This window comes from Streptomyces sp. NBC_00513, assembly GCF_041431415.1.
In the GTDB taxonomy this organism is placed as follows: domain Bacteria; phylum Actinomycetota; class Actinomycetes; order Streptomycetales; family Streptomycetaceae; genus Streptomyces.
The window spans coordinates 4,763,193-4,776,124 of the sequence record NZ_CP107845.1 but is presented as its reverse complement, the minus strand read 5'-3'; the positions used below and the strand labels follow the sequence as shown (position 1 = coordinate 4,776,124).

The following is a 12,932-nucleotide window of genomic DNA, read 5'->3' as shown; positions in this document are numbered from 1 at the left end:
AATCGCAGATCACACCTGAGCGGTGATACCTGTCACAGATCGCCTGACGGTTGAACTGCGCGTTCGTGTGATCTGCCGATGTGCGGACGCGATGGGCCGGGGATGAGCGGGCGGTGTTCGCCGGGGTGGACGGCGGGTGGGACGGACGGTGGACCACCGGTGTGCCGCCTGAGGCCACCGGTGGTCAGGGGCTTCAGGGGATCGGCAGGGGCCGTTTCTCCAGCGCGGCGGCCATCACGTCCGGGAACAGGTCGGGGGTGCAGGCGAAGGCGGGCGCGCCGAGCGCCGCGAGCGCCGCCGCGTGCTGGTGGTCGTAGGCGGGGGCGCCCTCGTCGGACAGCGCGAGCAGGGTCACGAACTCCACTCCGGCCGCCTTCATGGAGGCGACCCGCTTGAGCATCTCGTCGCGGATGCCGCCCTCGTAGAGGTCGCTGATGAGAACGACGACGGTGTCGGCGGGCCGGGTGATCTTGGACTGGCAGTGGGCGAGGGCGCGATTGATGTCCGTGCCACCGCCGAGCTGGGTGCCGAAGAGGACGTCCACCGGGTCGGTGAGCCGATCGGTCAGGTCCACGACGGAGGTGTCGAAGACGACGAGGCGCGTGGAGATCGACCGCATCGAGGCGAGCACCGCGCCGAAGACGGAGGCGTAGACGACGGAGGCGGCCATCGAGCCGGACTGGTCGATGCAGAGGATCACCTCCTTCTTCACGGACCGGGCCGCCCGGCCGTATCCGATCAACCGTTCGGGGACGACCGTGCGGTGCTCGGGAAGGTAGTTCTTGAGGTTGGCGCGGATCGTCCGGTCCCAGTCGATGTCGTGGTGGCGGGGGCGGCTGATCCGCGCCGAACGGTCCAGGGCGCCCGTGAGCGTGGCCCTGGTGCGGGCCGCCAGCCGCTTCTCCAGTTGCTCGACCACCTTGCGGACCACGGCCCGCGCCGTCTCCCGGGTCGTCTCCGGCATCGCCTTGTTCAGGGAGAGGAGGGTGCCGACCAGGTGGACGTCCGGCTCCACGGCCTCCAGCATCTCCGGCTCCATCAGCAGGGACGCGAGCCCGAGGCGCTCGATCGCGTCGCGCTGCATCACCTGGACCACGGAAGCGGGGAAGTACGTCCGGATGTCCCCGAGCCAGCGGGCCACCCGGGGCGCCGACCCGCCGAGACCGGCGGAGCGCTCGCCCTGCGGCTTGCCGTTGCCGGCGCCGCCGGCGCTGCCGTAGAGGGCGCCGAGTGCGGCGTCCATCGCCGCGTCCCGCCCGGCGAGGGCGTGGCCGGTCCCGTCGCCCTCGCCCCCTCCGAGCACCATCCGCCACCGGCGCAGCCGCTCGGCATCCGTGGTGCCGGTGTCCGTGGTGCCGGTCCCCGTCCCGCCGGTGTCCGTCGTGCCGGTGTCCGTGGTGCCGGTGTCCGTGGTGCCGACCTCCGTCCCGCCGGCCTCCGCCGTGCCGGCCTCCGCCGTGCCGGTCTCCGTCGTCGTCATGTGCTCCGTCGCTGCCGTGTTCCCCGTCGCCGTCATGTGCCCCGCCCTCCCCGTCGCGCTGTCGCCCATGGCCCCGTCGCCCACTGCCGCCCCGTTCCCCATCGCGCCATCCCCCGGCGCCCCGTCCCTCTCGCCCGCGCTGTCATCCCGCCGGCGTCACCATCGGCGCCGTCATCCCGCCGGCGTCGCGAGGATCAGCCGGACCAGCTCCGCCGCGGCGTCGGCCCGTATCGGATCCGGCTCGGCGGCGAAACCCTCGGGGCCCGAACCGGCCCGGCCCCTCCCGGACCTGTCTCCGGGGCCGCGGCGGATCAGTTCACCCAGGGTGCGCTTCACGCCCGACTCGTACGCCCCGAACGTTCGGCGCAGCAGGGGCAGTACGTCGATGAACGCCCCCTCCGGCACCGACACCAGCCACGCGTCGATCAGGCCCAGCAGCCGGTCGTCGTGGATCAGCAGGGTCCCGCCGCCCGCGCCGCCGCCCGCGAAGCCCTCGATCCAGCCCGCCGCGTCGGCCGGGGCGGTCGCCGGGGAGAGCGCCAGCCCCATGAGCCGCGCCGTCTCCTCGGGCGGCAACCGTCCGTCGTCGAGCAGCAGTCGGGTGGCGCGGCCCCGTATCGTCCCGGGCACGCCGTCGCGGCCGGCGAGCGTCCGCAGCACCGTCGCCCAGCGCTCCGGCAGGCCGTCCACCTCCAGGAGGGCGATTGCGCCGTGCACCCCGTCCACGTGCCCGCGCAGTTCGGCCGCGCCGTCGGCGTCCAGGCCCGCCGCGCAGGCGGGCGGCAGTGCCACGCAGATCCGGTCCGCGAGCCCGACCGCGACCGTGCCGAGGGCCGTCGCGTCGGTGCCGCGCACGTCCCCGTACCGCAGCGAACGGGCGAGCGCGGGCAGGGCCTCGGCGAGCCGCGCCACGTCGGTGGCGAGCGCCGCCCGGTCGGCGAGGGCCCGCAGCACGGCGGGCAGCGCCTCGGACAGCCCGGCCGACAGGCACCGCTCGGCCAGGGTCGTGACCTCGCCCAGCTCCGTTGCCGCGACGGCGTCGGCCTCGACCTTGGCCGTGGCGGCGCCGACGACTGTGGTGCCCCAGATGCCGGCTTCCGCGACCCGTACCGACAGCTCCGGTTCCCAGCGGAGCCGCCAGGTCTCGCGGAAGGTTCCGGTGCTGCCCCGGGAGGCGGTGGGTGTCCCCCAGTCGATGCCGAGCAGCCGCAGCCGGTGCAGCAGGAGGGACTTGGCCGTGTCGGTGTCCTTGCGGAGGTCGAGTTCCAGGTCCCGCTCCTGCGCCTCGACCTTGAGCCGCAGGGCGCGCTGCCGTCGGGTGAGGTCCCGTTGGAGCGGTACGACGGGTGCGGCGTCGGGGACCTCGCCGAGAACGTCCCCGACGACGAGGCGGTCCTCGATCAGCGCGAGGGGGACGTCGGAGCCGTCGCACATCACCGCCCGCACCGCTTCGAGGGTCTCGGTGAGGCCCGCAACGGGGCGTCCGCGCACGACGGCCAGGGTCTCGGCGAGCCGGACCGCCTCGATGACGTGGGCGGGGCCGACCTGCCGGTCCTCGGCCCGCAGCAGTCCGGCGGCCCGGGTGAGCCAGCGTTCGAGGGGCCGGTCACGGGACTCGAAGAGGTGGGCGTACCAGCCGGGCGAGGTCACGCCGGCTCCGTACCCGTCCGCGCGGGCGAGCCGGCGGTGGGTCCAGGGCACCCAGGTGGTCTCCACCTTGACCTTGGGCAGCCCGGTGAGCAGGACCCTGTCGGCGGCGGCGGTGGTCCCCGCGCGCAGGGCCGGGACGTGCCAGGCGCCGCAGACCACGGCGTAGGCGTCGCCGAACTCCTTGCGGGCGGCGCGCATCCGCTGCCGCATGTGGGCCTCGCGCACCCGGTCGCTCGGGTGCCCGCCGTCCCCGTACGCCTCGCGCAGGGCTCCCATGGCCTCGCCGAGGGCCTCGAAGGTCGCGCGGGGGTCCCGGACGGCTCCGCTGCCCCGGTGCTCGACGACGTCCTCCCACCAGCGTTCGGGGTCGTCGTACCCGGCGGTCTCGGCGAGTACGGCGAGGGGGTCGATCCGTACGGCGTCGGGGTCGGGCGCCTGCGGATCCCGGGGGGCGGCGAGCGTGTGCGCGGCGGGCAGGTCGATGAACCGCACGGGCACGTCGCGTTCTTGCGCCCAGCGCAGGGCGGTCCACTCCGGGGAGAACCCGGCGAGGGGCCAGAACGCGGCCCTGCCGGGGTCGTCCGCGGCGTGCGCGAGGAGCGCGACCGGCGGTCTCATCCCGGGCTCGGCGGCCAGGGGCAGCAGGGCGTCGCCCTCGGGTGGTCCCTCGATGAGGACCGCGCGGGGGGTCGCGGCGTCGAGCGCGGCCCGCACCGCGCGGGCGGAGCCCGGTCCGTGGTGCCGGACGCCCAACAGCAGGGGCCCCGCGTCCTCGGGGCTCATGAGGACACCTCCCGGCAGGCGCGGTAGAAGTCCTTCCAGCCGTCGCGTTCGCGGACGACGGTCTCCAGGTACTCCTGCCAGACGACACGGTCGGCGGCCGGGTCGCGGACGACGGCGCCGAGGATGCCGGCGGCCACGTCGGAGGAGCGCAGGACGCCGTCGCCGAAGTGGGCGGCGAGTGCCAGGCCTCCGGTGACCACGGAGATGGCCTCGGCGGTGGACAGGGTGCCGCTGGGGGATTTGACCTTGGTGCGGCCGTCGCCGGTGATCCCGTCACGCAGCTCGCGGAAGACGGTGACGACGCGGCGGATCTCCTCCAGTCCCTCGGGCACGGCCGGCAGGTCGAGGGCGCGGCCCATCTGGTCGACGCGTCGGGCGACGATGTCGACCTCGGCCTCGGCGGTGGCAGGCAGCGGGAGGACGACGGTGTTGAAGCGGCGGCGGAGCGCGCTGGAGAGCTCGTTGACGCCGCGGTCGCGGTCGTTGGCGGTGGCGATCAGGTTGAAGCCGCCCACGGCCTGCACTTCCTGGCCGAGTTCGGGTATCGGCAGTGTCTTCTCGGACAGGACGGTGATCAGGGTGTCCTGGACGTCGGCGGGGATGCGGGTGAGTTCCTCGACGCGGGCGGTCATGCCGTCGGCCATGGCGCGCATGACGGGGCTGGGTACGAGGGCTTCCCTGCTGGGGCCGTGCGCCAGGAGGCGGGCGTAGTTCCAGCCGTACCGGATGGCCTCCTCGGGGGTGCCCGCGGTGCCTTGGACAAGCAGCGTGGAGTCGCCGCTGACGGCGGCGGCGAGGTGTTCGGACATCCAGGTCTTGGCGGTGCCGGGGACCCCGAGGAGGAGCAGGGCCCGGTCGGTGGCGAGCGTGGTGACGGCGACCTCGACGATGCGCCGAGGTCCGACGTACTTGGGTGTGACGACCGTGCCGTCGGGCAGTTCCCCGCCGAGGAGGTATGTCGCGACGGCCCACGGGGAGAGCTTCCAGCGGCTCGGGCGGGGCCGGTCATCGGCTGCGGCCAAGGCTTTCAGTTCGTGCGCGAAGGCGTCTTCGGCGTGCGGGCGCAGCACTTCGGTACCGGTGCCGTTCTCGGGCATGGTCATGGTCCCCCTCCAATGCTCGGCAGCCGCGTCGGACTGCTGTGACCACGGTGCACCACCCCACTGACAACGGCCCTCGCAAGGACGGTTGTTGCAGGTCAGAGCGATTGTCAGTGGGGGTCTCTACGGTGGGACACATGACTGAGCAGGAGGTCCGCTGGACGGCGGAACAGGTACTGGCTCTGGCTCCTGACGACGTGTCGAGAAAGGCGGGGGGAAAGCTTGGTGGGTCGGGTCCGTGGTCACAGATCGGAGGTTCCGCTTCCGGTTCTCTGTGGGGGTTGTGCGAGGGCAGCGGCAGTCGGCCGTACCGGACGGTCGTGGATCTGACGGGCCCCGCCTACAAGTGCTCTTGTCCGAGCCGGAAGTTCCCGTGCAAGCACGCGCTGGGACTGCTGCTGGTCTGGGCCGCGGAAGGGGTGGGGGACCCGGCGCCGGCGCCGGACTGGGCGCGGGAGTGGTTGACCGGGCGGGCGGAGAAGACCGCACGGCCGTCCGCCGGGCAGGCCGGGCCGGTGGACGAGGAGGGGGCTCGCCGGCGGGCCGAACGGAGGGCGGCCCGGGTGGGTGCGGGCGTCGTCGAGTTGGAGCGGCGGCTCACCGATCTGCTGCACGGCGGTCTGGCCGGGCAGGAACAGGCGGGGTACGCGGGATGGGAGGAGACCGCGGCACGAATGGTCGACGCTCAGGCGCCCGGACTGGCCGCGCGGGTGCGGGAGTTGGGGACAATACCCGGTTGCGGCCCCGGCTGGCCCGCCCGGATGCTTGAGGAGTTCGCGCTGCTGCACCTGCTGAACAAGGCCTGGTTGGGGGTGTCCGGGCTGCCGGAGCAGTTGGCCGCGACGACGAGGAACCGGGTGGGGGTGCCGGTGTCCGCGGAGGGCGAGGTCGTAAGGGATCGCTGGCTCGTGTTGGCCCAGTACGACTCGGTTTCCCCGGACGGGCGGCTCACCACCCGCCGGATCTGGCTGCGGGGGCAGGAGAGCGGTCGTCCGGCACTGGTGTTGGACTTCGGTCCACCGGGGCGGCCTCCGGGATTGGCGTTGCCGATCGGACTGGTGTGGGAGGCGGAAGCCCGCTTCCGCCCGGGCTCCGCGGGGCTGCGTGTCGACCTCGGGGAGCGCCTCTCGGCGGCGACGCCGGGCACCGGGGCGCCGGCCGGGATCGGTACGGCTGCCGCGCTGGAGGCGTACGGGACCGCTCTGCGGGTGGATCCCTGGCTGGAGTCCTGGCCGGTGGTCCTGGGCCCGGTGGTGCCGATACCGGGCGAGGCGGGCTGGCAACTGGCGGACTCGGAGGGGACGTCCGCCCTGCCCGTACCCCTGTCGGGGTCGGGCAGCGGGTCCCGAACGGGCCTGTGGCAGTTGGCCGCGTTGTCGGGCGGGGGCCCGGTGACGGTGTTCGGCGAGGTCGGCCATCGCGGGTTCACGCCCCTGACGGCGTGGCAGCCGGGATCGGCCGAGCCGATACCGCTGGTCTGACCGGGCCGGGGGGCCCGGATCGGACCGGAGGGAAGAGCAGGAGGCGACCGACGCGGGGGAGCGTCGGCGCCGGGGAGGGAACGGCGGCGCGGGGGCGCCGTCGTGTGTGAACGAGAAAGCCGGGGGGCTTTGATGGACGACAACCACGCCAGCTGAAGCACGATTTAACACGACAAATCCAAGTACTGCTCCGGTCCCGTGGAGGGGGCGGGACCGGAGCCCGGGGACATCACGAGGGAGGGGGTCGCATGGACACGGCACACGAGGAGTGGGACGAGCTGGTCGGCGCCGCGCTGTTGGGCACGGGTCGGCGCCGGGGCGGCTCGCCGGAGGCCCTGTTGGACGCGGCGGCCGTGCGGACCGTACGGCGCCGGGCCGGGCTGCGGCCGGCCGAGGCCGCCCCGAGACCGGAGCCGGCGGCGCACGATCCGCGACCCGAGCCGCCGGACGCGGCACGCCGACGGCTCGCGCAGCTGTTGGCGGGCCGGACCGCCGCGGGCGGGTCCGGCGGGCGGCGGGGGGCCGCCCCGGATCTGACGGAGTTGTTGCCGCAGTGGTTGGCGGCGGCCGGACGCCACGGTTACCGCGCGCCGGCGGCGCTCGTACCGGCGCTGTTGGACGCGGCCCGGGCCCGGACCGATCTGCGACCGCCTGCCCTGGCCCTGGCCGGGGCGCGCGGCCTGTGGCTGGCCCGACTGAATCCGGACTGGCGGTTCGCGCTGCGGGGCGGGACGGGGGACACCGGCGGCCGGCCCGACGCGGCGGATCGAGAGGCGGTGGAAAACCTGTGGGAGGAGGGGCTGTTCGCCGAGCGGGTGGCCCTCTTGGGCACCGTACGGGCTCATGAGCCGGCGGCGGCGATCCGGCTGCTGACGACCACCTGGGCCACCGAGCGGGCCGAGGACCGGCTGATGTTCCTCGATTCGCTGCGGGTGGGGCTGTCGCCGGCCGACGAGGAGTTCCTGGAGTCGGCCCTCGGCGATCGGAGTCGCAACGTCCGGGCGACGGCGGCCGAGCTGCTGTCCGCGCTGACGGGTTCCGCGCTGGCCGGCCGGATGGCGGAGCGGGCACTGGCCTGCGTGGGCCCCGAAGGGGTGGAACCGCCGGCCGACTGCGACGCGGGCATGCTCCGGGACGGGGTGGTGAGACGACCGCCGGCGGGACGCGGGGAGCGGGCCTGGTGGCTGGGGCAGCTCGTGGAGGCCGCGCCGCTGTCCTGCTGGCGGGGCCGCTTCGGGGGGCTGACCCCGGCGGAGATCGTGGCCTTGCCGGTCGCCGAGGGCTGGGCGGAGGAACTGCACGCGGCCTGGTGCCGGGCGGCCGTGCGCCAACGTGACCCCGCGTGGTCGAAGGCCCTGCTCGGTTCGGCCTCCGCACCACCGGCGGCGGGACCGGGTACGGCGTCGCTGGCCGAGCGGGCGAAGCTGCTGTCGATCCTTCCCGACGGGGAACGGGCCGAGTGGGTGGCGGAGTTCGTCCGGGCCCACGGGCTGTCGGAGGCGTTCCAGTTGCTGGGGGTCTGCGTGGTGCCGTGGGCGGGGACGCTGGGACGGGCGGTGGTCGACGCGCTGGACACGGCACGGGAGGCCGGGAGCTACCCGTGGAGCTTCAGCGGGGTGATGGGACTGGCGGAACGCTGCCTGGATCCGACGGAAGCGGGTCGGCTGGAAGCGCTGACCGCGGCGTCACAGGACCCGCCGGACGCGTCGCCGGGAGCGGCCGCCTACTGGGCGGAGGCCTTTCAGAGACTGGTGGCCACCTTGCGCGTGCGCGCGGCCATGCTCGCGGAACTGACCCCGCCCGGCTGACCCTCCGATCGCCCGCCGCCCGCCGCTTGGTGGCGGCGGCGCGAACGGGACAAGCGAAGCCCCGCCTGCCGGCCCGTCGGGTCGGCGGGCGGGGCGGTCGGCGGGGCGGCGGGGCGGTCAGCGGGCGCGGCGATCGGCTGGGGCGGTCAGCAGGCGCGGCGATCAGCGGGCGCGGCGATCAGCGGGCGCGGCGATCAGCGGGCGCGGTCAGCGGGGGCAGGACCCGGCACCTTCCGCAGCGGAGTCGGCCGGGCCGCCCTCCGAGGTCGTGCCCGCCCGGGTGCCCGCAGGGGGACCGCCCGGGTGCCCGCAGGGCCCGCTCCCCCGGTCAGGCCAGCCGGGGCCCGCGCCCGCGGTTTCGGCGCCGCGCCCAGCAGGACGTAGGGCGGCGCCGCGCATAGAACGTACGCGGGGCCACCGGAGGGTGTACGCGGACGCCCGACAGCGCGCCATCAGGTGCGGTGCCGGGCCCGGGGGACCTGAAGGGGGCGGACCAGGGCGTCTCTGTTCCGGATCTTGCCGGTCAGGGTCGCGGTGTCCGGTGCCGTGCCGGTCAAGGCGGAGGGAACCCCGGGTACTGGACGCACTCGGGCGCCCCGACAACGCCGCCGGCCCGGTGCCGGACGTTGCGGCAACCTGCCCGGCAGGCCGGGGCCCAGCCGGACGGGCCCGACAACGCCGCCGGGCCCGGTGCCGGGCGTTGCGGCCCCGGCAAGTTCCGAATGATCCGGACTAGCCCTGGCGCACGTTGCCGTTGACCCAGTCCACGATCGCGGTCGTCGTGGCGCCCGGGGTGAAGATCTCGGCGACGCCCTTGGCCTTGAGGGGGGCGATGTCGTCCTCCGGAATGATCCCGCCGCCGAAGACCTTGATGTCTTCCGCGTCGCGCTCCTTGAGGAGCTCCAGCACGCGCGCGAACAGCGTGTTGTGCGCGCCCGAGAGGATCGACAGGCCGATCGCGTCGGCGTCTTCCTGGATCGCGGTGTCGACGATCTGCTCGGGAGTCTGGTGGAGGCCCGTGTAGATGACCTCCATGCCCGCGTCCCGCAGCGCACGCGCGATCACCTTGGCGCCGCGGTCGTGGCCGTCGAGACCCGGCTTGGCCACCACCACACGGATCGGACCGGTCACACCCATCGCACTGCCTCCCGAGTGAACGAACGTTAAGTACAGCATCGCGCACGCCGCCGTTTCGCGGTCAACCAGGAGGGGGAAATCACACGTGGGACGCCATTGATTCACCGCACCGAGTCGCCCCGCCACCGCGCCGTCAGCCGCCCGGCGCGGCGGTGGGGCGACATCGGCTTCACGGCCGCGTACCCAGCCACATACCCAAGAGGCCCAGGGGAGGCCGTTCATGGGGCTGTCGAGCACGCCGCCATCCCTCCCACTTCCCGGACCCGGATCACTTCCTGGACCACTTCCCGGACCACTTCCCGAACCGAGGCCGGTTCCGGAATCCGCTTCGAGGCCCGTTCCGGGATCCGTGCACGGATCCGTGCCGGGATCCGTGCCGGACGTCGCCCCGGAGTCCGCCCCGACCCGCCCGGCCCTGCCGTCCCTGTTTCCGCGGTCCCTGTCTCCGGCATCCCTGTCTCTGCCGGCCCTGTCCTTACCGCTGTCGCTGTCGCTGCCCCTGCCGCTGTCCCTGATCGCCTCCGGGGCCGCCCTGCGCGCCGCCGCGCTGGAGGCCGTGGTACTCACGGGACACCTGTTGCTGTATCCCACCGGGGTGCGGGAGGAGCGTCCGGCCGCCGGGCCGGCCGCCGGGGCCTGCGGGCAGCGACCGCCCGCCCTGCTGCTGCACGGCTTCAACGACAACCGATCGATCTTCGTCCTGCTGCGGAGGGCCCTCGGAGCGGACGGCCTGCGGCGCGTGGAGACGTACAACTACTCGCCCTTTACCCGGGATCTGCGCGCCACCGCCCGCCATCTCGCCCGTCGCGTCGAGGACCTCTGCGAGCGCAGCGGGCAGGAGCGCGTGGACCTCGTGGGGCACAGCCTCGGTGGACTGGTCGCGCGGTACTACGTCCAGCGGCTCGGCGGTGACGCCCGGGTGCGGACACTCGTCACGTTGGGCACCCCGCACGCCGGCACCCGCGTGGCCCCTTTCATGGACGCGCACCCGCTGGTCCGCCAGATGCGACCCGACTCCGAGGTGATGGCCGAACTCGCCGCGCCCTCACCCGGCTGCCGGACCCGGTACGTGGCGTTCTGGAGCGAGTTCGACGCGATCATGGCGCCGACCGGGACCGCCCGCATCGAACACCCGGACCTCGACGCGGAGAACGTGCTGGTCACCGGTATCGGGCACCTGGCTCTCGCGGTCCACCCCGCGGTGATCGCCGCGGTGCGTCGAGCCCTCGACGACCTGACGGCCCACGCACGAACCACCGACCGCACCGCCGACCGGAGCACCGACCGCACCGCCGACCGCACCGTCGTCGGGACCGCCGTCGGAGCCGCCGACCGCGCCGCCGGCTCGGAGACCGAGGGTCGGAGCCTGGCCGTCTGAACCCCCGACGAACCGGGGCACGACACACCGGGATCCGGGACGAAACCGGTGCAACGCGAGCCCAGCCACCGGAACCGGTAAGTCCGCTCTGACGCACGGTGACGACGAGCCGCTCGATCCTCGCGGCACCTTCCCCACCGGGCGGTTTCACCGAGACGGACGTCTTGCACATTCCGCCCCTGGAGTCGAACACATTTCGAACTCAAGGCCAAGGCTGCGTCTTTGTGCGACCGAAAGGCGGCCGAATGCCCGGTTCCCGCGATACCGGCCTCCGCCGAAGATTGTCGTTGCCTGTGACCGACGGGTACAGTCGCGCCACTGCTCTCCTCCGGTGAACCTTGAGTTCACCGGCCACCCAGGCCCCCCACTGCCGAGGCGAAAGAGAAGTTGGTGAACGACCGCCCCCCGTCGGGCCAGTACCCCGAAACCGGGTACGACGGCCTTACCACCACCACTTTCGCTGGTGACCAGGCCTACGTTTCCTACGAAACGCAGGGCCAGGGCTACAACTACGGTGTGTCCGGCACCTATGACGCCTACGGCTCGTACGAGTCCACCGGCACGTACGACGCCACCGCCTGGGCCTCGCAGGAGAGTTACCTGACGAACGTCCCCACCCAGGGCGCCCCCGAGGACACCACCGGGCAGTGGGACGCGAGCGCCTGGACCTCCGCCGGCTCCGACTACCAACCGGCGTCCTTCGGTTACGAGTCCGGCGGCGCGGAGCAGACCGGCCAGTGGTCCACTTTCACCGGCTACCCCCAGGACACCGGCGCGTACGACGCCACCGCGTGGAACGGCGGGGCCGACGCGTTCGACCTCACCGGCCCGGCGACGGTCACCGCGAGTGTGCAGGACTATCCGTCGCAGTCCGACGGCGGATACGCGTACGCGTACGGCCACGACACCACGCAGGCCGCCCCCGCGGACTCCCTCTCGTACGAGGCCGCCTACGAGCCCGCGTACGAGGCGACGACCGTCGTCCCGATCACCGTCGTCGATCCGTACCCGAGCACCGACCCGTATCCCGGCGCCGACCCGTACGCGAACGACGAGCGGCACACGAACGCCGATCCGTACGCGAACAACGACACGTACGCGAACAACGATCTGCATGCCGCCGACACCGCCGTCTTCGAGGCCGTCACCGACGCGCTCCCGGAGGACGTGCCGGAGCCGCGGGGCGCCGTTCACGACATGCCCACCCAGGCCATGCCCGTGACGCCCCGCGCGGAGAACGAGCCGCGGCCCACGCGCCGCGCCGGCGCTCCCGCCAAGGGCGCCGCCAAGAATTCCGCGAGGGCGGGCGGCAGCAGCCGTCGGCGCACTCCGGCGAAGCGTTCCGCCCTGTTGACGGTGGCCGTTCCCTCCGCCTGCGTGATGGGGGTGGCGGGAGTCGCCGCCGCGTCCGTCGGCGGACTCGCCGGTGGCGCCGAGAAGCCCGCCGAGGAACCCGTCACCATGGCGGCGCCCGATCCGGCCTCGGTGAAGCCGATCGCCGCGAACAACAAGCTCGACACGCAGTTGGCCGCGCTCAGCGCCGACGCGGGCGACTTCGCCGACCGTGCGAGCCGCACCCAGGAGCGCATCGACCTCCGCGAGCGCCAGTTGGAAGAGAAGAAGAAGCGCGCCGAGGAGGCCGCGGCCAAGGAGGCCGCCCGCCCCAAGTTCGCCGTCCCGGTCGCCCAGCACGGTTTGAGCGCCGGTTTCGGCCAGGCCGGCGGCATGTGGATGTCGGTGCACACCGGCATCGACTTCCCGGTCTCGTACGGCACTCCGGTCATGGCCGCCACCGACGGCACCGTGCGCACCCAGTTCAACAGCGCCTACGGCAACATGGCCATATTGACCTCGCCCGACGGCACCGAGACCTGGTACTGCCATCTGAGCAGCACCAAGATCCGGTCCGGCAAGGTCAAGGCCGGTGAGGTGATCGCCTACTCCGGCAACTCGGGCAACTCCACCGGCCCGCACCTGCACTTCGAGGTCAGGCCCGGCGGCGGCTCCCCGATCGACCCCCAGGCATGGCTGCGCAGCCACGGCCTGGACCCGAGCTAGAGCCCGCCCCTTCCCGCCGGCGGGCGGACCGGCCCACGGGTCCGGCCCACGTGTCCG

At 73.7% G+C, this 12,932-nt stretch carries 8 protein-coding genes; 4 read left to right on the top strand and 4 right to left on the bottom strand.

The genetic code is table 11. The features are described from left to right. Nucleotides 1-193: 193 nt before the first annotated feature. The 3 genes from OHA84_RS22170 to OHA84_RS22160 form a co-directional block, all read right to left on the bottom strand. Nucleotides 194-1,306: a VWA domain-containing protein gene (locus tag OHA84_RS22170; RefSeq protein WP_266950653.1), complete on the bottom strand. Its 1,113-nt coding sequence runs from the start codon at nt 1,304-1,306 to the stop codon at nt 194-196. Nucleotides 1,307-1,651: 345 nt separating this feature from the next. Further along, complete coding sequence (locus OHA84_RS22165) at nt 1,652-3,913, bottom strand: DUF5682 family protein (protein ID WP_266970107.1); 2,262 nt, start codon at nt 3,911-3,913, stop codon at nt 1,652-1,654. After that, a complete protein-coding gene (locus OHA84_RS22160; protein ID WP_266949356.1) occupies nt 3,910-5,016 on the bottom strand; it encodes an AAA family ATPase in 1,107 nt (368 codons plus the stop codon). Before OHA84_RS22160 ends, OHA84_RS22165 begins: the two co-directional genes overlap by 4 nt. Nucleotides 5,017-5,150: 134 nt before the next feature. Here OHA84_RS22160 and OHA84_RS22155 point away from each other — a divergent pair, with 134 nt between their 5' ends. Both OHA84_RS22155 and OHA84_RS22150 read left to right on the top strand, forming a co-directional pair. Then, complete coding sequence (locus OHA84_RS22155) at nt 5,151-6,494, top strand: SWIM zinc finger domain-containing protein (protein WP_266970108.1); 1,344 nt, start codon at nt 5,151-5,153, stop codon at nt 6,492-6,494. A 248-nt stretch (nt 6,495-6,742) separates the two neighbouring features. Then, complete coding sequence (locus tag OHA84_RS22150; RefSeq protein WP_266970110.1) at nt 6,743-8,302, top strand: DUF5691 domain-containing protein; 1,560 nt, start codon at nt 6,743-6,745, stop codon at nt 8,300-8,302. Nucleotides 8,303-9,034: 732 nt separating this feature from the next. Here the strand turns inward: OHA84_RS22150 and OHA84_RS22145 are convergent. After that, nucleotides 9,035-9,439, bottom strand: coding sequence for a cobalamin B12-binding domain-containing protein (locus OHA84_RS22145; protein ID WP_053682557.1), 405 nt, complete (start codon nt 9,437-9,439; stop codon nt 9,035-9,037). Between the two features lie 460 nt (nt 9,440-9,899). Between OHA84_RS22145 and OHA84_RS22140 the strand changes: the two genes are divergently transcribed. Continuing rightward, nucleotides 9,900-10,817: an esterase/lipase family protein gene (locus tag OHA84_RS22140; protein WP_371591599.1), complete on the top strand. Its 918-nt coding sequence runs from the start codon at nt 9,900-9,902 to the stop codon at nt 10,815-10,817. Nucleotides 10,818-11,207: 390 nt separating this feature from the next. Next, nucleotides 11,208-12,875 (top strand): M23 family metallopeptidase, encoded by a 1,668-nt coding sequence (locus OHA84_RS22135; protein ID WP_266970111.1) that lies wholly within the window; start codon nt 11,208-11,210, stop codon nt 12,873-12,875. Nucleotides 12,876-12,932: the final 57 nt, after the last annotated feature.